Below are 25650 nucleotides of genomic sequence, written 5' to 3'. Positions count from 1 at the left end.
AATGAAGTAAATAATCGATAGCTCATGCCCAAGTTTAACCGTAGTTAACGCGTTTTAAGACAACTTAACACTTAGACAATCTTGTTTTCGTTAAAAATTATTACAAAAAATCATTGCAAATGGCATTATATCTCAAATAGGTTCTCCGCAAATCGAACAAACACTACTGCACAAATCAAATATTGGAACGAAATTTTCATTACCTTTGCAGACTTACTACAATTAAGGGGCTGACCGGTATCGACAGCAAGCCTAGTGGGTAAGTAAGCATGCAGAGAACCTCAGCGCGATCTCTTTAATCCCTTGCTGAAAACTTTTAACTGGCGACCAAGAGTTTGCTCTTGCTGCTTAATCCGAATCACAGTAGGATTTAGCGCTTTTCCCGAAGTATAGTAAGGAAACAAGATGTCCCACAGAAGCCTCCGTTTTGCGGCGTCTGATTCTGGGGCATAGGAAATGCAGAACTAAGTCTCGTGAATCTTCGGCTCGAGAACAAAAATTTTAGAAGATAAGTTAAGCGTTGGGTGTTTGCCCTCTGCGTTTAATCGAAAATTAATGGTAGAATAAGCATGTAGAAATCTTATGTACTACTTGTTTGGACGAGAGTTCGAATCTCTCCAGCTCCACATTTTAGATTCTAACTGTCTGATTTTTCAGGCAGTTATTTTTTTATCTTGAACGATTGTGGGACTATAGCTTGATAATAAATATGCCGTTATCGGCAAAAATACGATCATTTTAATTCCTTTAATAATAATTGGTCGATTGCATGTGTTTTCTCCTCATCAACTTGATACCTATCGGCATATATTCTCCAGTTTGCGACAACTTCAATGCAGGAGTTGATAATGCCTTCTGGATTTCGAATCGAATTTTGTTCTGCAATAGTCAACAAATCTTTTCTTGTAAAATCCTTTCTTTTTCCATTGATACTTAAATTATGCTGGCTCACCCATTGACTATCGGGCCTGTAAGCAAAACAAATATCGTAAGCAGGTGCTAAATTCCAAATTCCCTCAGCATTCATCAGAAATGAAAAATTCTTGGTATGGTCGTCACAATTTCTTGCTATCACATTAAAGACCATTCGTTTAAACATTTGTTCTGCTTCAGCGTAGGTTAATCTAAGTTGCCGCATGGTTTGAAAAATTTGCTCATAACTATAGGAAGTGATATTTGAAAAATCATAATGTTGCAAGGCACATAATGTTTGACTGTGCAATTTTTGATTTCCTTTTATGCGATCAAAACGTTTGGTCAAAAAATGAACCCGATTATTTTCTTCAATCAATCGTGATTCCATCATATCAACTCCAAAATCTGTTGCCATTTTGTAATAAGCCATTTCTACCCGTCCATATCCTTTTGATTCGCCGAATTGTACATCACTAACTTCGTCAAATTTAATCAACCAATGTTCAAAACCTTTGTCTGCAAGCGTTTGTCCCGATTTGATTTGACCTGTTTTTTCATTGTAGGCAATAATAGCCTTAGGACGTGCACCTCCAGCAGATGTTCCCATTTTTAGAATATCCATCATCGCATCCTCCATATTTTTTTGAGTTTTAATAGACACGTTTTCCTTGCTTGATAATAAAGCTTTAGTCGTTTCGATTAAATCACTTAATTCAATATCATACGAAGGTGATTCTTTAGCCATTACAGGTTCAAATTCTAACGCTCCCATACCTCTTCGTCCAATAAAACACAAGAGTTCTACAGGATTTAAACTATCATCGGGACGCCCCTGTCTTGCCAACCACGCATTGATTAAATCTTTTCCATATCGATCAGGTAATGCATCGGCTAAAAGTCCGGGCATACCTTTAAAGGTTTCGCTATTGCGATGTTCTGGAAAGCTATAAATTCTGTTTTGGGAAGGCATCTTGATAGGCGCAATAGGCATTTTTTCTAAATTAAATTTAGGCTCGTATTCAAATGATGCCATTTCGGTAGCTGAATCCCATGCTACTGCGCCTACACGTTGTCCATAAATATTTATAAAAGCTGTTGTTACCATCCTAAATCCAAATTATTATCTTGTGAAGTGTCTTTTTTCATTACCCGTTTACGTAATTTTTTTTCTCCTTTAGCTAAACGAAGTGGGCTGATTTCTTCTCTTGCTTCAAACTCTTTCAAAACATACAATGCATCCAAAATTCGCAACATTTTTAGTAAGTTAATTAAAGAGATATTTTCACCACGTTCCAACAAACTCACCGTGGATCTACTAACCGCTGCCTTATCGGCTAATTCTTGTTGATTTAGATTTTGCTTAATACGGCTTTGTTGAACAAACAATCCTATTGTATTCAGAATTGCCTTATCCGAAAACAAACTAATGTCTGACATATTACTCATAAATTATCTTTTTAACTCATAATGAATCCTATTTCATTCATTGTGGATTTATAGCTAATGTACGAAAAATAATGCGTAACAAGAAAAAAACGCAATTACGCATCAAATTTCATTCATTGTGTGCTTGCTTAAATCTTGTTATTGCTTTGTATATTGTCATTTCTTATTTAGGCAAAAGCACGTGTGTTTTTTTTGTTTTAGACAGAGGCTATTGGGAAAGAAAAGGTTTGCGCAATCGCTAAGGGATCCTCGCGAAAGAGATCGTATTCATCGACAGAATAAAGAGTCTTACAAGGATATAATCTTTTAAGTTTTTGCTTATTTAAAGATTTTGGAAAAGAACTATGCAAAAATTCATGGTCTTCTTCTTTAAAAGAACCGTTCTAGAAACAGAATCCAAAATCACACCTCAGGGTGGAATTGGTACAATAGAATAGAAAATAGTACATTTGTAGTTCGTTAGAACAACCCATTGAATTCAAGAATCTCCATATGGTTTTGCTTTATTGCACTTGGACTTTTCCTCGTGCCTCAGTGGGCATGGGCCAACTTGGAAATGCAAGCACCTACTGCGAATACTTGTTCGATGTCTGGTAATGGTCTTCCCAATAAGGACACAACTACAAAGCACTCTCATGGAATGGAAAATTGTGGAGACTGCAACACAAAATCACATGATTGCAATTCTAGTGGCTGTACGAATCATTGCAATGCTGCCGTCTGTGGAACTTTGCTTTTGCACGGTGCTGTAATTTCAAAATCAGCACTTGGTTCTAAGACTGCTCTTGTCGATTCCTCTTCTAAAAAATCTCAATTCTATTATCTAAATCCTACGTATTTAGAAGGACTTAAGTCCATATGGCAACCGCCCAAACTTTTTCTCTAAGAATTTCACGCGCAATTTTGCCTCTACCTTTTTTTCGGTAAATAGGCTTTTCAATTCATATTTGGAAAATAAGGATTGCATGCACTATTTGTGAAATTCAATACCAAGCCTATTTATAGGCCTACTTAGAACTCAAACTTTTTTAATTATAAACGATTGGCTCCTAAACAAATGAGCCATCCCCTAATTCTATTTATAAAATGAAAACAATCTTATATTCTTTTATCGCCCTAGCATCCCTTACCCTTTATTCGTGCAACGAATCCAAAACTGCAGAAGTGGGAACTACTTTCACTGCCTCGGCCACTCCAACGACAGGAGAAATTGTACCAAACGATTATGTCTGCATGGTGAACAACGCTTACATGGGTAAAAAACAACTTGAAGTGGATTTTGAAGGAAAAACCTATTACGGATGCTGCGAAGATTGCAAAACAAAAATTCCACAGCAAGAAAATGCAAGAGTAGCGCTTGATCCTGTTTCTGGGAATGAAGTAGACAAATCAGAAGCTGTGATTGCAATCGCAGACTCTTATGACAATGTACTATATTTTGAAAACGAAGATAACTACAAGACTTACTTTCAAAATCTAAATTAAGAATAGACTCATGAAATCAATAATATCCTTGCTGTTTCTATTTGGGAGCTTTGCCTTGGCAAGCGCTCAAGACACAGCAACCAAAGCGCATAAGCACGTGCACAGCGAGAGTAAAAAAGCGCTAGAATACACCTGCCCAATGCATCCCGAGATCGTTTCGAAAAAAGAAGGCAACTGCCCAATCTGCGGAATGAAGCTTGTCGAGAAGAAGGAAGGGAGCAAACCAGAGATGGAAGCTCATGGAGAGCATGCACAGCATGCAGACCATTCTAGCATGAAAAAGGTAGAACCTAAGCCTACTCTTGGAAAGATTGAAGGTCGTACCGTAACTTATCATTTGTATGTCAAAGATACGCTTGTCAACTTTGCAGGAAAGCAGAAGATGGCGATCGCGGTGAACGGTCAAATTCCGATGCCAACGTTAGAATTCTACGAAGGTGACACAGCAGAAATCATTGTGCATAATTTGATGGACAAATCTACCTCCCTCCACTGGCACGGTCTGCATTTAGAAAACAAAGAAGATGGCGTTCCCTGGCTCACACAAAAGCCGATTCCACCGCATTCTACTTACACGTATCGTTTCCCTATCATTCAAAACGGTACCCACTGGTACCATTCACACAGTGGTTTTCAGGAACAAATTGGGATGTACGGGATGATGGTTTTAAAGAAACGTGAAAACGATCCTACCTTTCGTAGTGGGATTGACGATCTTCCAGTCGAAAATCTGATTTTAAGCGAATGGTCTAATTTAAAGCCTCATCAAATTCAGCGAATGTTGCACCATGGTAATGACTGGTTTGCCCTTAAAAAAGGATCTTCTCAGAGCTATCTTGAAGCGATCCAAGCAGGTCATTTTAAAACGAAGCTCACCAATGAGTGGAAACGAATGCATGCGATGGACGTGAGCGATGTATACTACGAGACCTTTCTAATCAATGGACAAAACCAAAGTACACTTCCTAACTACAAAAAAGGAGATAAAGTACGATTGCGTATCGCCAATGCAGGAGCTTCGTCCTATTTCTGGATCAATTATGCAGGTGGAAAAATCAAAGTTGTGGCTAGCGATGGACTTGACATTGTTCCCATTGAAGTAGACCGACTTTTACTTGCCGTCTCTGAGACCGTTGACATTGTGGTAGAAATTCCCGAGAATAAACATTCCTACGAACTGTTAGTCACCCCGGAAGACCGTTCTAATTCCACTTCAATCTTTTTAGGACAAGGAACTAAAAAGAACCATCCACCGCTAGAGAAACTCAAGTATTTTGAAGGGATGAAAATGATGAATGACATGATGAAACTAAACGGTGAGATGAAGAATATGGGAATGAAGATGAGTTATCAGACCATGGACATGAACGAAGTGATGTATCCTGAAATCACAGGTCCTCAAAAAGGAAAGCATCAAAAAGAGCATACCATGGATTCTACTCACGGTGAGCACATGGATTCTTCTGCGCATTCAAATCATGCAATGCCTGCAGAACCAAAAATAAATCCAGAGCATGCGGAGCATGCAGAACATGCAGGCCATGAGGGCCATGCCCAATCTACAAGCGACATTAAGACACTAAACTATGGAATGATGAAATCTCCCTACGATACCTCCTTACCTAGTTCAAGTCCAGTGCGTGAATTAAAATTCACTCTTACAGGAAACATGAACCGATACGTGTGGTCCATGGATCATAAAGTGCTGTCCGAACTAGATAAAATTCTCGTAAAAAAGGGAGAGATCTTACGCATTACACTTGTTAACAATTCCATGATGCGTCACCCCATGCACTTGCATGGATTTGATTTCCGGGTTCTAAACAACCAGGGCATTCAATCTCCATTAAAGAATGTCCTTGACATTATGCCAATGGAAACGAATGTAATCGAGTTTGAAGCTAAAGAGGAGGGCGATTGGTTCTTCCACTGCCATATCCTTTACCATATGATGGCGGGGATGAATCAGATTTTCCAAGTCGGAGACTATGAAAATCCAAACTTGCCCGATCGGGAAAGTGCCTACAAAGTTCTGCAAGCAGAGAGCAACATGACGCACTTAACGGCTGAAAACGATTTTGCAACCAATGGAATTAATGGATCGGCTATGCTTTCCAATACCCGTTGGGAACTTTCTTCAGAATGGAAACTAGGGTACGAAGCTAAAGACGGACAAGAAGTCGAAACCAAATTGGGACGCTATGTGGACAACAACCAATGGTTCATGCCCTTTATTGCGTACAATTACCATAAGAGAAACCACTCAGTGAGTCCTGGAAAGAAAACCCTATTTGGACAGAAACTATCGGAGGCAAAAACCTCCACTGTAAGTGCCGGATTTGTATACACACTTCCTCTTTTGCTGCAATTGCAAACCGAAGTATTCAGCGATGGAATTGTTCGAGTCCAGCTAAGCAGAGAAGACATCCCTCTTAGTCCACGACTTCGTGCAAACTTCATGGTCAATACAGACAAAGAATATAGAGCGGGTCTTAAATACATTGTCACTAGGCACCTTGGAATTTCCACGAATTACGATTCTCACCTTCATTGGGGAGCAGGACTCACCTTAACTTACTAAAGGATTGTCCACTTAATTTTATTTAGGGCCGTGATTTGAAATCCACGGCCCTTTTTTTCCATTTTCAATTTCAGGAATATGCCTATCAAAATCGCCACAAACACAAAGTCCTAGGGTAAAAGTGTATCCAATTACATAAAGTCGTGGGGTAAAAGTGTTACCAAAAGTAAGAAGGCATAGATCAATCCTTACGATTCGCTTACTACAAACTGCACGAGACGTTGATGGTCCTTTTCTAATACTTCAAAACGATACCCTTCAATTTCAACCGAATCTTTCTCCTCTGGGACTCCATCGAAATAATGATAAAACAGTCCTGCCACCGTCGTGTAATTTTTATAGATTTCGGGATCAAAGTCCAGATCAAACGCTTTTGAGAAGTCTGCGAGTGGATACTGCCCACTGATTTGCCAAACACCTGGGGAGGTTTCTTCGATCGAACTATCTCCGTCCTCTGTTTCTTGCGTTTCGCCGATCAATTCATCTACGATATCATTGAGTGTGACGAGTCCTTTCGCCGTTCCAAACTCATCAATTATGATTGCGTGGTAATTGCGATGGGTTTTAAACGCTTCTAGCACTTTATAACTTGAAGTGTTTTCACTAAAATAAAGAGGCTGTCTCAGTAGAGCCTGCAAATCCAAATCTTCACCGATATGCGTGATTAATTCTTTTACATGGACCAGTCCTAAGATTTCATCAGGATTGGTATCACTCACAACGGGATACGCTGCATGCTGTTGGTCTTTTATCTTTTCAAAAATAGTTTCCCAAGTGTCCTCTACTTCAAAAAAGACAAGGGAAGTTCTATGGGTAATTAACGAAACCACTTTTCGGTCTCCAAGTTCAAACACTCGCTCTACAATATGGCGTTCAATCTCATCAATTTCTCCACTTTCTGCACTTTCTTTCACTAATGCTTTAAGCTCTTCTTCACTCACGTTCTCTTCTGTCGTCTGATCAATCCCTACAAGTTTAGCAAGTGCATTGTTAGAGGTGGTTAATAGCCAGACAAAGGGACGCGTTACTTTTGAAAGAATATCCATCGGAGTCGCTAACACGGAAATGATTTTCTCGGGAAAATGCATTCCAATTCGTTTTGGAAAAAGTTCACCTAATACAATGGAGAGGTATGTAATGGCAATCAAAATAAGAACCGTAGAGAGGGGTTGCGAGTAAGGCGCCAAAAAATCCACTTGATTCAAAAGAGCCTGAACTTGGCCTGTCAATTTATCCCCACTGTAAATCCCCAATAAAATTCCAATCAGGGTAATCCCGATTTGGACCGTTGAGAGAAACCTAGTAGGATGCTGGGAAAGTTCAAGCGCTTTCTTTGCTCCAATATTCCCTCTCTTCGCTTGGGATTCTAATTTGAACGTCCTTGACGAAACAAGGGCCATCTCTGACATGGCAAACACTCCGTTTAAAAGGATTAATAAGACAATTATAAGTAATTCCATAGAGTAATTCAAGGCCGCTTTTAACAGCTTAATGCTTCAAAGATAAGGAAACGGCAGCTTTTGCGCGGATGAAATTTTCATAAATAAAACACAAAACAAACGGGTAAAAATTCTTATCTTTACTTTCAACTCATACTCTCATGTGCAATTATGTATCCTTACTCTCCACGAGCCAGGAATTAGAAGAATATTTCGAAGCAAGCTACCAAGGTCTACCCTATCATTTGGGCTACCGCATTAATGGCTTTGCAAACCCTATGCTTCCCATTATTTCAGACAAAGATCCGAAGGTTATAACTTCCGCCCAGTGGGGACTCATTCCTGAGTGGGGCAAAAACCGAGACTTTCAAAAACGCACACTAAATGCTCGAATTGAAACCCTTGAGACTGTTCGGAGCTACCGAGACTCCGTGAACAAAAGAGCGCTAGTCCTTGTGAATTCCTTCTTTGAATGGCAGTGGCTAGATTCAAGTGGTAAACAAAAGCAGCCCTATTCCATCCAATTAGAAAACGCTCCTCTCTTTGCTTTAGGAGCACTCTATAGCGATTGGAAAGATCCCGATACGCAAGAAACGACCACTACCTTTTCCATCGTAACGACAGGGGCTAACCCCCTAATGGCTCAAATTCACAATACGAAAAAGCGCATGCCCGTAGTCCTTGATTTTGAGGCTGCCGAGCGTTGGCTTAGCAAGGAGCAGCCCCAAGAATTTGCTTTTCCTAATTACGACCCCCTATTAGAGGCAGAAAAAATTGAATTTCACTAGAAATTATTTTTTATTTTTCCGGATCTTAAAAATCACAACAGAAAAATAACCAATGAACAAACTACTTCTAGGCACCTTCCTATGCACCAGCATTGCCTGGGCTCAAACCAGTCCTTCTTCTTCTCGTGTCGAAAAATCCATCACAGGCGTTCAAGCCGGATTTTTAGGTCTCAATGTTTACAATGAGAGTAGACTTGCAAGCGAAATTGCCCTTCGAAGCTCTGCCAATCTCAATGCAGGCTTTTGGTTTGGAGACATAATGGGTTCCGGCTTCGTTTTAGCACCCGAGTTAAGTGTAGAACCTAAATATTACTACAATTTAGATCGTCGAGCTCGAAAAGGAAAAAGCACGAGTTGAAATTCAGGAAACTACATTAGTCTTGACTTCAAATACGTTCCGGATTGGTTTGTCATATCAAGTGAAAAAGATTTGAACGTAATCTCTTCCTTTGGCATTGTACCTTCTTATGGGATCCGTAGAGAATTTGGAACGAATTTCAACTATGAGTTTAAGGTGGGATTTGGGTATGGATTCTTACTCAATTCTGGCTTTTCTTCCACTTCAGGTGCAATGGCAAACTTGAGTTTCAAAGTCGGATACGATTTTTAATTTCTCAGCTTTTTCGTCCTTCCTATTTCAAGAATGAGTTTTAGGTTACTTTATCAAAAATCCATTGTATTGTACGCGTAAAAACACGTATTTTTGCAAACGATGAAACGTTGGTACCTATACCCTTTTTCCCTTCTGTACGCTTTTATAACGAGCGTTCGAAATGCGCTATACGATGTAGGATTATTAAAATCCACACGCTTTAGAACCCCCATTATCTGTGTGGGAAATTTATCCGTCGGCGGAAGTGGAAAATCTCCTATGGTGATGTACTTGGCGCAGCTTCTTTCCGAGCATTACAAGACCGGTGTTTTATCTCGAGGCTATGGACGAATTACCAAGGGATATGGAATCACCAATTACGAAAGCTCTTACAAAACCGTAGGTGACGAAGCCATGCAACTATTCGAACGGTTTAAAAACCGATTTGTCATTGCGGTGAGTGAGCAAAGAGTGCCTGGGGCTAAAAAAGTACTTGCAGACATGGATCTAGAGGCTCTTGTGCTGGACGACGCCATGCAGCACCGAGCCATCCGAGCGGGATTCACCATTTTAATGACGGACTACAACGATCCTTATTTCAAAGATTACGTTTTGCCTGCAGGAGACCTACGTGAAAGTCGCTCAGGAAAGAAACGAGCAGACATTATTATGGTTTCTAAATGCCCAGTGAATTTATCTGAAGAAAAGAAGAAGTACTATCGCTCGCGAATCAAACCCCAAGGAAACCAAAAAGTATTTTTCTCTTCCGTCGTTTACGACGAACATGTTTACAGCAAGGATAAGATCCTTCCTGATAACAATCTCGCCTACTACGACATTTTACTCGTGACCGGCATTGCAAACCCTTCCCCCTTAGTGGACCATCTTTCGAATTACACGAAGAAAGTAAAACATCTTCGATTCAAAGACCATCATAATTTCTCAGACCAGGATATAAAGACCATCCTTGCTGAGTACAACAAACTCGGAGAATACAAACTTCTTTTGACCACGGAGAAAGATTACGTGAGACTAAAAACTTTTGATTACCTTCGGGACTTAGTCTATTACTGGCCTATCAATGTAACGCTTGACGATCCAGAAACGTTCAACCAAACGGTATTATCTTATGTTAGATCTCATTAAATCCTCTGCAGCCTTTATTAAAGAGGTAATTAAAGACACACCTGATTACGCAATCGTCCTTGGCTCAGGTCTAGGCGCCTTAAAAGACGAAGTCGAGGTGATAAAAACCATTAGCTATTCAGAAATTCCAAACTTCCCACAAACGACCGTTGTGGGACATAACGGTCAACTAATCTACGGACTCCTTGAAGGAAAGAAAGTCCTTATGATGAGTGGACGATTTCATTATTACGAAGGATACGACATGAAAACGGTCACCTTCCCCATGCGCGTTTTCCATTTGCTTGGCATCAAGAACATGGTGGTATCGAATGCTTCAGGTGGAGTAAACCCGGATTTCAGAGTCGGCGATATCATGCTGATCAAGGACCACATTAACTTTATGCCAGAGCATCCACTTCGTGGAGCCAACCTAGAAGAATTCGGTCCTCGCTTTGTGGACATGAGCGAAGCGTACGATTCAAAAATGCTTTCTACTGCGCAAGCGGCAGCAAAAGAACTTGGCATTAAAGTCCACACAGGTATCTATTTAGGCCTCCAAGGACCTACCTTTGAAACCCCTGCAGAATATGGAATGGTTCGAATCCTAGGCGGTGATGCGGTGGGAATGAGCACAGTACCGGAAGTGATTGTAGCACGACATATGGGAATCAATGTATTTGGCATCTCAATCATCACAGATGTAGGGGGACCTGATATTGCCTTTAGTGTTTCTCACGACGAGGTACTGGCTGCAGCTGATACGGCAATGCCGAATGTTATAAAAGTAGTTCGAAAACTAATAAAAGAGCACGCTATTTAAAATCTCTAAATAGGAAAACAGAAGCACCTTTCGGGGTGCTTTTTTAGTTCTAAAATGCAGATTTTCTATTCATACATACCGTCCTTTAAAACTAAGAGGATATAATTCTTAAATTTGAAGAGTGGAAAAAGAGGCAACCAGAAAAATTATTCATATTGATATGGATGCTTTTTATGCATCCGTAGAACAGCATGATTTTCCGGAGCTGCGAAACCGTCCTTTGTGTGTAGGATCACAGGAGCGTGGCGTCGTTGTGGCCGCGAGCTATGAGGCAAGGAAATTTGGGATTCATTCGGCAATGCCCTCCAAACGAGCTTTAGAAAAATGTCCCGATCTTTTGTTTGTCCCTCCTCGCTTTGAGCGCTACAAAGAAATCTCTCAGCAAATACGCAGTATTTTCAAAGAATATACGGATCTTGTAGAACCTCTTTCTTTGGATGAAGCGTACCTCGATGTCACAGAAAACAAAAAAGGAATCGATTCTGCGAAGCAAATCGCAAGAGAAATCAGAGCGAAGATTCTAGAAAAAACAGGACTAACCGCTTCTGCAGGAATTTCCATCAACAAATTCTTGGCTAAAGTAGCCTCCGACTACCATAAACCGAACGGTCAAAAAACTATTCATCCCGATAAAGTTCTTGAGTTTCTTGAAACCCTGCCCATTGAACGATTTCACGGCATTGGAAAAGTGACTGCAAACCGAATGCATGAACTGCATATTTACACAGGGGGAGATCTTAGGAAACACTCCGTGGAGGAACTCACTCACTATTTTGGAAAATCAGGTCTCTATTTTTACAACGCGGCCAGAGGAATTCATCACGCCGAAGTAAATGCAAACCGAATCACCAAAAGCATAGGAGTCGAGGATACATTCTACTCCTATCTTTCGGAAGAAGTTAGTTTAAAAAAAGAACTTCAAACGATTGCCCAAAAACTATTTGAAAGAACCTCAAAACGGGAACTTCGAGGAAAAACTCTGACGCTTAAAATCAAATACAACGACTTCTCCCAATTCACACGGAGCCGCACTTCCCAAAACTTCTACCTAGATACAGAAGAAATCCTTTCCACCGCATTGCATCTCTGGCAATTGCGACCTTTTGACAAACCCATTCGACTTTTAGGTTTAAGCCTTTCTAACTTCGAAAATCGGGAGCAAAAATCGACTTCGGTTCAACTCAAGATTCCGTACGACTTATACCCCTAACCCTCTTTCAATCAATTCTCGCAGTCTTTTACCCTGCATATTTAGAATGATTCTAGATTATTGTCTAATTCAAGAATTAACAGTAACTTACAGCGCTTGTTTGACAAGCAACACACTTGAAAAAAAAACACCAAATTTATGACTAACTCTCCAAAGAGTTGGACACTCGTCCACTTGCGAAATTACCACCGTGATAAAGTTCAATTTGACACAAGTCAATTCACAATTATCTATAGTGCAAAGGATGAAATCACTTTGTACATTGGAGATTCCAAAATTAAGATCGCAAGCGAAAATTTTTTCTTCCTGCCGCCGAATGTCGACTTCTATTTCGAAAAGAAATACAAGACCGCTTTTGTGTTCGGATTTGACCAAGACTTATTTATCACTCGCCTCGAACTACTTTATCAGATTAAGAACGGGAATTTATTTAATGATCCGAATGGGACTCTTGTTAAAAACGATTTCTTCCCGTATGAACTTATTTTGGAACATTATTACTTACCAGTTCGTCGCCCCGGCGCAAACCAATTAATTCGTAAAAACAGTCTTTTAAACTTTTTGGAGTTCATTCTAATTCGTATCCTTTTAAGTAGCGATAGCGAAATAAAAATCCATTCTCAACAAACCTATGAAAAGGAGATTACGGATCGGTTCCTATTTATACTAGCCCATGAGGAAACCATAAACCTCAATGCCACCTATTACTCCGAACAACTCAATATCACAAAACGAACCTTGGACAACGCCATTAAGGAGACTTATGGCTGTACAGCCAAAAAGTATTTAATTGGCAAAGCCACGGAAAGATCTAAGACTTTACTCACTACTTCAGACATGCCGATTAAACAAATTAGCGCGGAAGTGGGCTTTTCTCAAGAGTCAAACTTCGTCAATTTCTTCAAAAAGAACACAGGTCTTACGCCTGGACAGTTCAGAATGACCCTCACAAGCGACCAACCCGCTCTAAATTTCATGTCACCCAAGCTCCCTAAGGACAAAAAAACGCAATAGAAAATGGGTTTAATTATCAATTCAATCACGACAAAAACACAATTAAAGTACGAACGCTCGTTCATGTAAAAATTTAAAATACGACTCAAAACTCCGTGTTTATGCATGTTACAAGCGTGTAGTTATCAAAAAATACAAAAAAGTTATGCAAAACGTTTGCATAACTTTTTTGTATTTTTTGATAATATTCTTAGGAATTCGCTGATGTATCTTTGCACTCGAAAACAAAGGGATTCACCACTCAGTTTTCAAATCTAACACAATTTATTATAAAAAACAAGAAAAAAAACATGAAAAAATCAGCAATTTTATTTGGAGCACTTTTAGGTTTAGTATCAATTACAGCGAATGCACAAACGGCAACGGCAACTGCAACCGTTAACGTTAGACTTCATCCAATCCAAACCATTATCGTAAATGCCGCTAATCAAAATGTAAATTTAGATTACGTTACTGAAGCAGACTACTTAAATGGAGTAGACGCAACGCAAGCGGATCACCTTACCGTTTATTCAACTGGAGCCTTTGCAGTAACTGTAAAATCTAACACCGACAAATTAGAAAGCAATGCCACAGGCGTAACTGCAGACATTGATGCAAGTGATATCTATGTAACCGCAAGTGCTGGAACGACAAATGCACTAGAGGCCACGGGAGTAACCTACGAACCAGCTGTATCTCTTTCTCAAACTGCAGCACCTTTATTCTCTAGTACAACTGGAGGGGTAAACAAAAATGTCAATGTGAACTATGCTGCCAAAGGAGACTTGGATGCATACGTAAATAAATATTTCAACGTAGAAAACCCAACCGTTTATACGACTACAGTAACTTATACGATTGCAGCTCAATAATCGCTAATTGACTAAAAACATAATAAGGCAGTTTAGGGATAATTCCTTAAATTGCCTTTTTGCAATCCTATGAGACGACTATTCTACATTATAGGCCTTGTGTTTTTATTCGTTCCCTTTATAACACAAGCACAGACTGGTATTACGGTAGGGCCACCGAGAACTTACTTCATTTCCGCTCCTGGAGAATCTCAAACAAAAAAGATTCTGGTGAGCAACCCAAGTAAAACCGGTACCATGAATTTAACAGTATCCTTTAACGATTGGTCTTATGACCTTCACGGAGGTAATGTCATGCTAGATTCTGGCACGCTACCCACTTCCTTATCGGGTTGGCTAACCCTAATGCCTGAAACTTTCTTTACTTTAGCTCCAGGCGAAAGTAGAGAACTTGAGATTACATTAACTGCGCCTACCCCATCGGCACCCTTCGAACCAGTTCACACGACCATGCTTTTCATTACGCAAACCAATCCTTCGGACTCGTTTAATGAAAAAGGAGCATTAGTAAAAGTGGCTGTTAGAACTGGGGTCAAAATTTACCATCAGTATACATCGGAAACGCCTAAGCCGGATATCACATTTACCGACTTTAAATTTGAAAAGGAGAAGAAGCAATTGCTTCTTAACTTCACAAACGACGGAAACACATGGACCGATGGGGCGATCCTCTCGGAACTCGTCTCGCAGACAGACGGATCCGTCGTAACACTCGCAGATCAGGTAATCTACACGATGCCTAAGGATCATAGACAAGTGACCATTAAACTACCCGAAAACTTAAAACCGGGCAAGTATTTGGCTACAGCTACATTCTCTCACATCGAGAATGATGTCATCAAAATGGCTGAACTTTCCTTTACTTATGAATAGATTATTGATACTTTTTGTATTATCAATTCCACTCTTTCACTTTGGACAAGCTATTAGAATTCAGCCCCATAATACGGGCTGGTTTCCAGTGGACAGCTACCAAGGCGCAAGAGTCTCCAATTTAATTCAAGTACCTATTCACTTGGATTCCTCACAAGGGTACCAAATGAATGAGTGGTCTCTTCATTTTAGAGTGGTGGGCCCTATTACGAACGGAACTAAAACCCTAAGCGCAGCGGATTTACAAAAAATTAAATTCCAGGTAAGTACAGTCACTCAAAGAGACCTACCTAATGATGATGGTCTTTTTGCCAACATGAACAATATTGGTATTAATCCTTCACTCATCCCATTTAGTACAGGAAGCACGGCTATAGTGCCTCATTCGAACTTCAATCTTCAAGTTGTCAACCGATATATTAAAGTCACCTTAGGCCTTGACGTGGAGATGGAAGGAGGAGCATACTTAGAGCAGTACTCATCCTGGGACAATTACAAAGTTAATTTAGTTTTCGAACTGCGAAATCGAAAAGGACAGATTATGCCCTATGGTCAACCGGCCTCGGTTTCCTTTGATATGAGAATTCATCCTACAGACACACCTCCAATTGAACAGAACTACCTTGTTTCGCTCAATCCAAATGCTACGAATGTTCTACTTGAATTCAAGACACCCAACGATTATGCGAATGGAGTAACCCAGGTGCAACCCCAGGCGCTCTCTATTATTTCAAAAACCCCCTATTTTCTGCAAGTTAAAACCCTAAGTAGTGAGCTTTCAAGCACGACAAGCACTCTTCCTTTCAATAGTGTTCAATTAACGATGAAAGATAGCCAGAGCGGTTCCACTACGGGTTCCGTCATGCTTTCCACTACAAACCAGACACTCCATAGCTCACAAGCTCACACAGCCGTCAAATGGTATGATTTTACCTACTTTATTAAACCTCCTGCTGATAACTACGGATTTTTTAATAAACCTTATCAACTCTATAGCGGAACTCTTCTATTCAGCATTACCCCCCAATAAACAAGTTGACTTCCTTCTTAAGAAATACCATCCTTTTCCTTTCACTGCTTGGCTATTTAGGGCTTAAAGGGCAGGCGGGCAATTTCTTCATGACTAGTGACAAAAATATTACCGTCACAAACGAGGAGTTAGTCACTTTAATCCTCAAAATTGAGAATAAAAGTGATTTAGAAGGCGATTTTCAACTTGAGACCAGTGGGAATCAATATTTAAGGATCCTGAAGAACAGCAGTGCAATCAGTGTTGGAGCAAAAGAAAAGACCTTCATCCCTATTAAATTCTTAGTCACTAAGAGCCAACCTGCAGGGAAAGCTTTCATTTCCTTCAAGCTGCGAGATCAATCCAAAAACATCCTCGCCGAATCTTCTACCACGCTCACGATTGCTCCTAAAAGAGTTTTGAAAATATCGACAAACGATCCTCAGGAAATCATTTATCAAATTGGGGATTCTCTTCGAATCCACACTCAAGTACACAACGGGGGAAATCAAAGTGAACAAGTAAAGCTAGTCGCCTCATTCCCATCCCTATCTGGCAGCCCCATCAGTATTGAAAAAAACATTAAACTCGAGCCCTTTTCAAATCAAAATGTGACCTTCTCTAAGATTATTGATCGCGACCTATTGCAACAGGAATTATTCAACGTCAATGTCGCGATGCTGAACGATCAAAATGAATTCATCGGGAACGCGATCGTACTCGTCCAAAATGCCCTTGGAAACCGTAGGTACGTGGACCCAAATCAACAGCGCCTACTTACGAATGTAGGAAGAGGCAACCAAGTAAGCTGGAGCCTTAGAAACCCCTTTAATAAATTAGATGCGGCACAATCGCTTGATCTAAATACGACGGTGAATTCTGGAGATCTGCAAGCTGAATTTAATCTCAACAGTACATTTTACCATAATCAATCTCTTCCCACCCTCTTTCAAAACACTTACCTTAAACTGGAACGCCAAGGGCTGGGTTTAAAAGTCGGAAATCTAAGTACTACGGACCTTGATGTTAGCTTAACCGGACGAGGAGCTGAATTTTATTTGATTCCAAAGGAAGACAGGAAGAGTACGTTTAAAATTGGAGCAGTTGAAAAAAGTTACAACTTATTCGACCCTTTAGACCTTAAAAATTCTCCTCGGGGGTACACTGCGTTTGCTACCTCCACCACTGCTCTTACCCAAAATACCCGAATCGAAAATGATTTTGTTTTCGATCAGGATCCCCTTTCAAACAATATCTTATTCAATACTAGGTACTTTTACAATACAGAAAAGACGCAATACGGCATCGTTCTCGGGTATGGGAAATCCAAATCTACAGATGAGTCCAATCAACAGGAAAATTCCATGGCCGCTGGCTTTAATTTGAGAACTCAGTGGAAAGCGTATACTCTTAATTCTGACAACTACTTTAGCACTGGATATTATCCAGGCATTAGGAAAGGTAGCACTACCTTCAATCAAAGAATCGGCAGACGATTTAAAAATACAAGCGTTTGGGCCCAGTACAATTTCAATCGGTACGAGCCCAAAAACATTAATCCACTTTATCATTTTTCCACAACCACGACTCGACATCAAGCGGAAATCGGAACTCAATTCCGATTAGGATCGAATGTTTCAATGACGATTGCTCCTCAATTTCAGAGTGAGAATGCAGGAATTTACCTCGCCGACTATTTATCGAGTACACCTGTGGAGTTCCAGTCAGCGCTACTCAACAAAACGATAGGATTTCAGACAAATAACAATCTTCACCGCTTTAACATATCCCTAGTTGAAGGAATTGCAAGGTATAAAGGGTATACAGAGACCCAGTTTGTAATCAAAACTCAATTTAACTACTATTTCAAAAATCTTCTTTTCAACGTAAGTGCTCAAAAAGGAAATTTCCTTCTTTATGAGGGAACTCGAAACCAGCAGCTCACCAACGACACGGAGAAATACACTGCGCTGCTTAGTTACAGAAAAGACTTCTTCAGTAAAAAACTAAATCTTAATTTTAGTGGTATGGCGAATAAAGATTCATTTGTTGGAACTAGCGTATCGCTTTCAACAAATGCTGAATTTAAGGTAGGTAGATCGACCTCCATTTTCGCTTACTACGGATACACAAAATTCATTGAAAGCGTTTACGACTTCAACAACACCTATTTTCAAGTAGGTATTACACAAAAAATTCCTACCATTGGAGAGCCAGGCGTGAAATACAAAAATGGAACGATTGCCGTATTTGTCTATCATGACATCAATAACGATGGTAGCTTCGATCCAGAAACAGACTATCCTGCGGTTGGAAAACAAGTTCAAATCAATAAAACGATTTTTATTACTGGAAAAGACGGAAAAGTCAAATACAGACAAGTTCCTTATGGGGATTACACGGTAAAATCACTTGAACGCGATTGGTATGCGGAAGTCATTAGGACAAGTCTTGATAGTCGCTCTGTAGAGCTAACCATCCCCTTAGAAAAAACAGGTCAAATCTATGGAGCCCTGCAATATACTAATTACAATAAAAACCAGTACGAAGTAAGTTCCAATCTCTCGGGAATTCAAGTCTTATTCAAAAATGAGCATGGTAAAGAATTCACTTTTTATACAAATGAAAATGGAGAATACCGAGCATATTTACCGCTGGGTCAATACCACATGACTGTGGATGCAGAAAGTTTGCAAGAGAACGTGTTTGTTGATCAAAATCCTATAGCAACCTCAGCCAAGGAAAACGAAGTCACCACCCTACCCACGACAATCCTTAAGGTCAAAGAGCGCCGAGTGGAAATCAAACGTTTCGGAGAATAATCTTTCTTTAAGTACTCGCACTATTCCATTATAAATTCAGTAAGCTGCTTAAGTTTGCGTAAATTCGTGTAAATATCTAACAAATGAATCAGGTCATGCTTCAAGGGTTTCACTGGTACAGTGAAGGGAACGGTGTACTTTACAATGATCTTAAAGAAAAGGCTTCGTATCTTAACGAACTTGGTATCAGTTCCGTATGGATTCCCCCTGCCTACAAGGCTTCTGGCGGTGGGTATTCAGTTGGGTATGATCCTTACGACTTATACGACCTTGGAGAATTTGATCAAAAAGGGACGATTCCAACCAAGTATGGAACGAAACAGGAACTGATCTCGGCTTGCAAAGAACTGCAAGAATCGGGTATCTCAATCCTTGCTGACATCGTGATCAACCATAAAGCCGGAGGCGATGAAAAAGAACGATTTCATGTTGTCCGCGTCAACCCGGAGAATCGACAAGAGAACCTTTCCGAGCCCTTTGAGATTGAAAGCTATACCAAGTTTACATTTCCAGGTCGACAACAGAAATACTCCTCCTTTGAATGGAATTTCACATGCTTTTCAGGCGTAGATTATGCAGAAGGACAAGAAGCTGGAATCTTTCAAATTATTAACGAGTTTGGAGAAGGCTGGGAAGAAGTGATTGGAGATGAAAAGGGCAATTACGATTATTTGATGTACAACGACATTGAGCATCGAAATCCTTTCGTAAGAGAAGAACTCGGCAATTGGGGCAAATGGTACCACGACCAAATTTTCTTTGATGGGGTGAGACTGGATGCGGTGAAACATCAATCTCCAAACTTTTACACAGAATGGCTTAATAACCTTCGCTCGAATACGGGAAAGAATCTATTTGCTGTAGGAGAATATTGGGCTCCTGGTCAACTTCCTCTTCTCCTGGATTACATTGCAGCCACTGAGGAATGCATGAGTTTATTTGACCCCTCACTACAACACCAATTTCATTTGGCTTCGAAACAAGGAGAAGGATTTGACTTAACCCAAATCTTTGAAGGCACACTTACCAAGGAAAGACCAGACCTTTCGGTCACTGTGGTCGCAAACCATGATACCCAACCTCTTCAACAATTAGAGGCGCCCGTAGAGCCTTGGTTTAAACCTCTAGCCTACGCCCTCATCTTACTAAGAGAGGACGGGTACCCTTGTCTGTTTTATCCGGACCTGTTCGGAGCAAGCTACAAAGACCAAGGAGAAGATGGCAAGCAGTATGAGATTTTCCTACCCAAAGTGGATAGCCTTGAACTCCTTTTAAAAGCAAGAAAGAACCATGCTTATGGATTGCAGCGAGATTACTTCTCAGAGCCCACTTGCATCGGATGGACAAGAGAAGGAGATGAGGAGCATGAAGGGATTGCCATCGTTTTAAGTAACGCAGGCGAGAATTCAGTCTCTATGGAAGTGGGTACACGGTATGCGGGCACTCACTTTTCTGATTTACTTGGCCACATAGAGCAAGAAGTTGAAATTAACGAATCCGGCTGGGGAGAGTTCCCCTGCCCTGCAGGTAGCCTCGCCGTGTATAGCAAGAAAGAAAACTAAATTACTTCTCCTCAGAAACCAAAACTTTCTTAGCTGTCTTTTTGGTTCCGTCAATCGAATGATTGTACGGCAGATCTAATAGCTCTGCGACAATTCCATAGACCTCCACATTTTTAAACTCTCCGATCGTTTTTCCCTGTTTAAATTCTGGACCTGTAGCATAAAACACAGATTTCATTTCTGGAACTTTTTTGGGATCGTACCCATGCTTTCCCGGGGTTTTGTAATCGTTTTTGCTTAAAAAGACCTTTCCCTTTCTAGGAACTAGATAAATTTCTCCCATTCGGGAAGTAAACGTATCGGGTCCACTTCGATAATGAAGTCTTTTAGGAAAACGAGTAGCGAGATATACTTTGTAGTCTTTTGTACGAGATCTCTTCAGCCCTTTGTAAGTGGAAAGAATCTCTTTTGGATCTTTTACTTGGACGCGCAGTAAGGTTTGAGCATTCACAAAACGAAAGCGATCGCTATCGTTTAAAACTTCTGGAATTGAAAGGGGGTTTTCTAAATCCACTCCAAGCATTCCGTGATCGGAAACAAAGATAAAATTGACATTTGGCAAGCCTAATTTCTTCACCTTTTCTTGTAGCTCTCCTACCGCTTGATCCACCATGAGTACGGCCTCTTTCGTTTCACTGGATTTGGGACCGTGCAAATGCCCCATCTTGTCGACCTCGTAAAAATACATCGTAATCAAATGAGGTCTTTTTTCTTCGGGAAGCTTTAGCCAATTCTCAACAATGGAAATACGCTGCTTTGCATCAAACTTCTCATGGTAGGGATAATAATAACTAGGTCTTGTTCCTCCTGCGGTGCCGTTCGATGCTACCCAGAACAAACTCGCGGCCATCGTATGGTGGTTTTCTGCTAGACCCCAAAGCGGAAGTCCCTTTAACCAGGAGCTGTCTGTTGTTTTTCCCGCACGACTCATTGAAAAATCATCCTGTCTTTTCGTATCGTAGAAGTAATTGTCCACAAATCCCGTATGAGACGGATACATTCCAGTCACGAGCGTATAGTGGTTCGGTCCGGTAACGGAAGGATAAGAAGGAACCATGGCTTTCGCTTGCACCCCTGCATGGGCTAGAGCTAAAAGGTTTTTCGCGCCATATTTCTTTGCATAATCATACCGAAACCCATCTGCAGATATTAGAATCACGTACGGTTTTTTCATTGCTTCCGCACTATTGCTGCGTCCTGGAACGACCACTTGCGCAGTATCCACCTGTGCGAATCCAAAAAACAAGACGAAACTAAAGCAAAGAACAAGGTACTTTTTCATGGCATATTTTCTTAAAGTCTTACAAAAATAAGACTTTCTTAGAGGGGAAGGTTTAATTTCATGTTAAATCGGGATAAGACTCTATTCGAAGTTAAAAAAATGCTTAACTTTAGTCTAGTAAAACCATACCATCATGACGAATATTGTATTTCCAGTTGATTTCTCCGATTCTACCAATTTATTGATAGAAGGAGCTGTTAAATTTGCCAAGACCACAGAGGGTAAAATTTTCCTTATTCACGTGGCTCCTTCCGACATCGGATTTGCCATTGGGGACATGGGCTTTCAATACTTTCCTGAAGTGGAACAAAATGAGATTAAAGAAGAGCTTCATCTTCTGAATGGACTCCAAGAAAAAATCAAAGCCATGGGCGTTGAGTGTGAGCACCTGCTAAGACAAGGAATCGCGAAAGATGTGATTTTAGAATACGCAAAAGACAAAAACGCCGATTACATTGTTATGGGATCTCACGGAAGAAGTGGAATCTACGATGTATTTGTAGGAAGTCTAACTAAAGATCTGACAAAAAGTTCTTCTATCCCTGTACTCGTAATCCCTTGCCACGACAATTAAGGAACGTATTTCTTCTTCGGCAATCCTAAAGGACTGTGCCCTAAAGCTTGACTTTAGGAGGGTTGGACTACTGCTTCACCGTAAGGTAGACCACATGGAATTGGCCTTTTAAATGAAGTACTTCCTCCCCAATTTCGAAAAACTTTAAGTCGTCCTCTTTGTTTGGATCTACGTAGTCTATCACCTGCAAAAAAGATAAGAGGTCGTAGGTGAACAAATAATTGTTGTATTCAGACTTTCTTGTAATTTCAACGTCCTTCTCAAGTAGCCCCTTGGAGATCACCTCATCATTTTCCCCATTGATTAAAAGGATCTCCTCCTTATCAATCGTTAAAAGAACCTTCATTTTGCCCTTCACGAAGTTGTGTCCCCCGGAAGAATCCGGAGCTCCAGCATAACTTGTTCCGTCAAAAAAATAGATTTGAGCTTGAAGACCGTTTGCAGAATAAAGCAGAATCAGAAGCAGTAGGCTAAGTGTAGTTTTCATTGTTGTGGATTTGAATTAAGGAAGGACTCTTCTTAAAAACGTTTCTATCACACGAACAAAGCTACAACAAACCAAGGTTCCAAAAATACCTAGAGGTAGGTATTTTTGGAGCTCAACATCTTACTCCCCAGCTACTATTTATCAAGGACAAGGAGATTGAATTTGCCTTGATAATGGTGCATTTCGGCAGCAAGATCGTAAATATTCAACACGTCTTGTTTTGCGGGATCTTTATAATCCAATAGCACAAGGGAGGACATGGCACCGAATCCAAAAACATATTCAGTAGACTCTGGGGTTTTCTTAACATAGGGATCTCCTTGAAACGCTTCCTTCCAAATAACGGCATTCGTGTCCTCACTAGTAAGAAAGCCTTCATTTTTCTTACCGTCAATAACTAATTTAAAATTTTTCTTTCCAAAGAGATCGTTTCCTTCTGAATCGACGTCCACATACGACTCATTCGCATCAAAAAAGTACATTTGAGCCTGAAGACCGTGCGTATAACATAAAAGGATCATTAGCAGTAAACTTCTAATTGTTTTCATAGTAGTAGTATTTAAATTAAATGAGATATTCCTAAGTGAGAACCCTTAATATAGTAAAAAAAATAATTTACCTTAAAAAATCAGAGGGTTTTTTAGCTTGGAACTTCTTTCATTCACTTACTCTTTTCTCACATAGATCGCTTGGAATATCCCTTTTAAATGGAGTTTTTCATCCAAGCCGTCGTACACCTTCAAATCATCCTCACTACCTGCCCCTTCGTAGTCAGTCACCACTATGGAGGACAAAGAGCCATTTGCATATTTAAATATATACTGCGTCGAATTTGGATTCTTTTTTACTTCTACACCCTTAGCAAGTACGTCCTCTTTTAAGACGGCATCGTTATCGCCATTAATGTGAAAGACTTCATTCTTGTCGCTATTGAGAAGGACTTTAAAATTTCCCAATTCAAAAGTATGCTTCCCTGCAGAATCGGGTGCCCCTGCGAAACGAAAGGCGTTAAATAAGTACATTTGAGCCTGAAGACCTTGCGCAGAGCACAATAGGATCATAAAGAATAAGCTTGCAATCGTTTTCATAGTAGTGGTTTTTAAGGATACGGGATGTTTCTAGACGTACAATCAAATATAGAAAGAAAAGAGGCTACCAAGAATACCTAAACTTAGGTATTTTCATAAAAAGAGAAATTGCTGAACTCCCATCAACTCGGCAATTTAAGACTCCCTAGCAATGCTTTCATTGGTATTCCAAATCTATTCATAAATTTACCACATGAAAATTCTGCTTGTAGAGGACGAAATGGAATTAGCGAGTAGCATCGTAGAGTATCTTTCGAAAGAAAGTTATCGTTGCGAGGTTGCCTATAGTAATTCAGAGGCCCTTTCAAAAATCAATGGATTTCAATACGATTGCATTTTGCATGTGAAAACCCTTTGAACGCCTCCCTTGTTTTCTTTTGTACTGATAAGTATACTGATTGTCATTTCTCATCAGAGAGAAAAAAAAATAATTCCCGTTTGAGGCAAAAAAAATACCGCTCTTTTGGAAAGGAGCGGTATTTCTAACAATCAATTAATTAATCTTTTTTGTAAATAGCAGGATCGTAATACGGTCTCTTTACTTTTGAAGGAGATTTGTAATCTTTGTCCTTGTTATTCCCAAGCGGAACCATTAGCTCCCAGCACCAATAAATGAAGATGGCACTAGCCACGAAAAACAGAACCCAATTTAACACGTTACCGAACAAATCGTAAAAACCGAATGCCCACTTGAACACGTCACTTAAGAATAACCAGAAAGATGTCATTATTTTCCTTTTTTAAATTAACTTTGCACAAATTTATTAAAAAATGTTCAAACTACTTTCAAAAGAAAGCAATATTTTTTCGATACCGGTCTATATTTTCTTTCTTCTCGTTGTAGTAGTGCTTTTCAACGTTTTAAATTTTAGCTATCTGGATTTTATTTCGGTAGCGATTGCCTTTTGTGGCGTCGCTCTAGGGTATTTCGTTTTTAATCAAATAAATTTAACCTACAATACGCACCTGCCCCTAGTTTTATACACGGCGCTTATCTTTGCGTTCTATGACGGAACCATCGATCTTGGTATTTCGGTGACGCTATTTGTCAACTCGGTTTTGCTTTTCCTTTTGACCTCGACGCAGGAACATTTCCGCAAGCAGTCCTACCTCTTGGTTGGATTTTTATGTGCGGTGAACTATTTTTTCCTCCCTCCTGTCTGGCCAATGCTACTGTTTGTGATACTCCATATCATTGCCACGGCTCAGCACATTGCCCTCAACTTATTCCGTTTCTTTTTCGGGATATGCCTTTGTCTAGTGACCTACTTGAGTGTGATGTTTTTTATTGGGTATACAACGCTCGATCCTAATTACTTGCCCCTAACGGTGGGATCTCTAATGCAGGATTATTACCCGCTTTACTTCTTACTTCCGATACTCCTTATGAGTATCTATGCAATCTTTGACCACTTTCAACATTACAATGAGAAGAGTCCTGACTCTCGATTTAAATATACGTTCTTACTGGTTTTTACCCTCGCACAAACCATAAGCATTGTGCTCTATATGGGACCTCATTACGAATACCTTTTGGTTCTTGCTTTTCCCGTAAGTCTGATCCTATCGCGCATGCTACGCTATTTGCCTAAGTATGCTTACCGAGAAATTGGACTTTGGGTCATTTTAATTTGCTTATTGCTTTATAAAGGCGGAACTTTCTTTCAATTATTCTAATTTT

General features: G+C 40.1%; 26 protein-coding genes and 1 other RNA gene. 19 read left to right on the top strand and 8 right to left on the bottom strand.

Features of this window, described 5'->3' with window-relative positions; all coding sequences use genetic code 11:
- The first annotated feature begins 226 nt into the window (after window positions 1-226).
- Window positions 227-629, top strand: a transfer-messenger RNA (tmRNA) gene (gene ssrA / locus ACX3PZ_RS04895).
- Window positions 630-733: 104 nt separating this feature from the next.
- On the opposite strand, the gene ACX3PZ_RS04890 is transcribed toward ssrA, so the two are convergent.
- Entirely contained in the window at window positions 734-2020 is a 1287-nt protein-coding gene (locus ACX3PZ_RS04890; RefSeq protein ID WP_459112044.1) for a type II toxin-antitoxin system HipA family toxin, read from the bottom strand.
- Complete coding sequence (locus ACX3PZ_RS04885) at window positions 2014-2352, bottom strand: helix-turn-helix domain-containing protein (RefSeq protein ID WP_459112043.1); 339 nt, start codon at window positions 2350-2352, stop codon at window positions 2014-2016. The genes ACX3PZ_RS04890 and ACX3PZ_RS04885 overlap by 7 nt, the downstream gene beginning before the upstream one ends.
- Window positions 2353-2833: 481 nt before the next feature.
- Between ACX3PZ_RS04885 and ACX3PZ_RS04880 the strand changes: the two genes are divergently transcribed.
- From ACX3PZ_RS04880 to ACX3PZ_RS04870, 3 genes are all read left to right on the top strand, one after another.
- On the top strand, window positions 2834-3247 hold the full coding sequence (locus ACX3PZ_RS04880; protein WP_459112042.1) for a hypothetical protein: 414 nt from the start codon (window positions 2834-2836) through the stop codon (window positions 3245-3247).
- 200 nt (window positions 3248-3447) lie between these two features.
- Window positions 3448-3846: a hypothetical protein gene (locus tag ACX3PZ_RS04875; protein ID WP_459112041.1), complete on the top strand. Its 399-nt coding sequence runs from the start codon at window positions 3448-3450 to the stop codon at window positions 3844-3846.
- Window positions 3847-3856: 10 nt separating this feature from the next.
- A complete protein-coding gene (locus ACX3PZ_RS04870; protein WP_459112040.1) occupies window positions 3857-6427 on the top strand; it encodes a multicopper oxidase domain-containing protein in 2571 nt (856 codons plus the stop codon).
- Window positions 6428-6615: 188 nt separating this feature from the next.
- Here the strand turns inward: ACX3PZ_RS04870 and ACX3PZ_RS04865 are convergent, their stop codons facing one another.
- Window positions 6616-7887 carry a hemolysin family protein gene (locus ACX3PZ_RS04865; RefSeq protein ID WP_459112039.1) on the bottom strand — a complete coding sequence of 424 codons (1272 nt, stop codon included), beginning with the start codon at window positions 7885-7887 and terminating at the stop codon, window positions 6616-6618.
- Window positions 7888-8027: 140 nt separating this feature from the next.
- On the opposite strand from ACX3PZ_RS04865, the gene ACX3PZ_RS04860 reads away from it, so the two are divergent.
- From ACX3PZ_RS04860 to ACX3PZ_RS04805, 12 genes are all read left to right on the top strand, one after another.
- Window positions 8028-8654, top strand: a complete 627-nt coding sequence (locus ACX3PZ_RS04860; protein ID WP_459083417.1) for an SOS response-associated peptidase — start codon at window positions 8028-8030, stop codon at window positions 8652-8654.
- Between the two features lie 52 nt (window positions 8655-8706).
- Window positions 8707-9012, top strand: coding sequence for a hypothetical protein (locus ACX3PZ_RS04855; protein ID WP_459112038.1), 306 nt, complete (start codon window positions 8707-8709; stop codon window positions 9010-9012).
- A gap of 72 nt (window positions 9013-9084) precedes the next feature.
- Window positions 9085-9264 (top strand): hypothetical protein, encoded by a 180-nt coding sequence (locus tag ACX3PZ_RS04850; RefSeq protein ID WP_459083415.1) that lies wholly within the window; start codon window positions 9085-9087, stop codon window positions 9262-9264.
- 102 nt (window positions 9265-9366) lie between these two features.
- The gene (lpxK, locus tag ACX3PZ_RS04845; protein WP_459112037.1) at window positions 9367-10392 is read left to right on the top strand and encodes a tetraacyldisaccharide 4'-kinase; all 1026 of its coding nucleotides are present in this window, start codon (window positions 9367-9369) and stop codon (window positions 10390-10392) included.
- Window positions 10376-11194, top strand: coding sequence for a purine-nucleoside phosphorylase (locus tag ACX3PZ_RS04840; RefSeq protein WP_459112036.1), 819 nt, complete (start codon window positions 10376-10378; stop codon window positions 11192-11194). Before lpxK ends, ACX3PZ_RS04840 begins: the two co-directional genes overlap by 17 nt.
- 160 nt (window positions 11195-11354) lie before the next feature.
- Window positions 11355-12404: a DNA polymerase IV gene (gene dinB, locus ACX3PZ_RS04835; protein WP_459112746.1), complete on the top strand. Its 1050-nt coding sequence runs from the start codon at window positions 11355-11357 to the stop codon at window positions 12402-12404.
- A gap of 138 nt (window positions 12405-12542) precedes the next feature.
- A complete protein-coding gene (locus ACX3PZ_RS04830; RefSeq protein ID WP_459112035.1) occupies window positions 12543-13418 on the top strand; it encodes a helix-turn-helix domain-containing protein in 876 nt (291 codons plus the stop codon).
- Between the two features lie 290 nt (window positions 13419-13708).
- Window positions 13709-14272 carry a hypothetical protein gene (locus ACX3PZ_RS04825; RefSeq protein WP_459112034.1) on the top strand — a complete coding sequence of 188 codons (564 nt, stop codon included), beginning with the start codon at window positions 13709-13711 and terminating at the stop codon, window positions 14270-14272.
- 69 nt (window positions 14273-14341) lie between these two features.
- Entirely contained in the window at window positions 14342-15145 is an 804-nt protein-coding gene (locus ACX3PZ_RS04820; RefSeq protein ID WP_459112033.1) for a fimbrial biogenesis chaperone, read from the top strand.
- Window positions 15138-16175, top strand: a complete 1038-nt coding sequence (locus ACX3PZ_RS04815; RefSeq protein WP_459112032.1) for a hypothetical protein — start codon at window positions 15138-15140, stop codon at window positions 16173-16175. Before ACX3PZ_RS04820 ends, ACX3PZ_RS04815 begins: the two co-directional genes overlap by 8 nt.
- Before the next feature lie 89 nt (window positions 16176-16264).
- A complete protein-coding gene (locus ACX3PZ_RS04810; RefSeq protein WP_459112031.1) occupies window positions 16265-18976 on the top strand; it encodes a COG1470 family protein in 2712 nt (903 codons plus the stop codon).
- Window positions 18977-19059: 83 nt separating this feature from the next.
- Window positions 19060-20538 carry an alpha-amylase gene (locus tag ACX3PZ_RS04805; protein ID WP_459112030.1) on the top strand — a complete coding sequence of 493 codons (1479 nt, stop codon included), beginning with the start codon at window positions 19060-19062 and terminating at the stop codon, window positions 20536-20538.
- A gap of 1 nt (window position 20539) precedes the next feature.
- Here the strand turns inward: ACX3PZ_RS04805 and ACX3PZ_RS04800 are convergent, their stop codons facing one another.
- On the bottom strand, window positions 20540-21820 hold the full coding sequence (locus ACX3PZ_RS04800) for an alkaline phosphatase family protein (protein WP_459112029.1): 1281 nt from the start codon (window positions 21818-21820) through the stop codon (window positions 20540-20542).
- Between the two features lie 133 nt (window positions 21821-21953).
- Here ACX3PZ_RS04800 and ACX3PZ_RS04795 point away from each other — a divergent pair, with 133 nt between their 5' ends.
- Window positions 21954-22394 (top strand): universal stress protein, encoded by a 441-nt coding sequence (locus ACX3PZ_RS04795; protein ID WP_459112028.1) that lies wholly within the window; start codon window positions 21954-21956, stop codon window positions 22392-22394.
- 67 nt (window positions 22395-22461) lie between these two features.
- On the opposite strand, the gene ACX3PZ_RS04790 is transcribed toward ACX3PZ_RS04795, so the two are convergent.
- The 3 genes from ACX3PZ_RS04790 to ACX3PZ_RS04780 form a co-directional block, all read right to left on the bottom strand.
- Complete coding sequence (locus ACX3PZ_RS04790; protein ID WP_459112027.1) at window positions 22462-22881, bottom strand: hypothetical protein; 420 nt, start codon at window positions 22879-22881, stop codon at window positions 22462-22464.
- Between the two features lie 134 nt (window positions 22882-23015).
- On the bottom strand, window positions 23016-23429 hold the full coding sequence (locus tag ACX3PZ_RS04785; protein WP_459112026.1) for a hypothetical protein: 414 nt from the start codon (window positions 23427-23429) through the stop codon (window positions 23016-23018).
- 117 nt (window positions 23430-23546) lie between these two features.
- Window positions 23547-23969, bottom strand: a complete 423-nt coding sequence (locus ACX3PZ_RS04780) for a hypothetical protein (RefSeq protein WP_459112025.1) — start codon at window positions 23967-23969, stop codon at window positions 23547-23549.
- Window positions 23970-24162: 193 nt separating this feature from the next.
- On the opposite strand from ACX3PZ_RS04780, the gene ACX3PZ_RS04775 reads away from it, so the two are divergent.
- Window positions 24163-24327: a hypothetical protein gene (locus ACX3PZ_RS04775; RefSeq protein WP_459112024.1), complete on the top strand. Its 165-nt coding sequence runs from the start codon at window positions 24163-24165 to the stop codon at window positions 24325-24327.
- 139 nt (window positions 24328-24466) lie between these two features.
- On the opposite strand, the gene ACX3PZ_RS04770 is transcribed toward ACX3PZ_RS04775, so the two are convergent.
- Window positions 24467-24697, bottom strand: a complete 231-nt coding sequence (locus ACX3PZ_RS04770) for a hypothetical protein (protein WP_459112023.1) — start codon at window positions 24695-24697, stop codon at window positions 24467-24469.
- Between the two features lie 43 nt (window positions 24698-24740).
- Here ACX3PZ_RS04770 and ACX3PZ_RS04765 point away from each other — a divergent pair, with 43 nt between their 5' ends.
- Entirely contained in the window at window positions 24741-25646 is a 906-nt protein-coding gene (locus ACX3PZ_RS04765) for a DUF6427 family protein (protein ID WP_459112022.1), read from the top strand.
- Window positions 25647-25650 lie beyond the last annotated feature (4 nt).

Source organism: Chryseobacterium sp. A321 (genome assembly GCF_054489265.1).
Note: the sequence above shows the minus strand (reverse complement) of the source record. Positions and strands in the feature narration are given on the sequence as shown.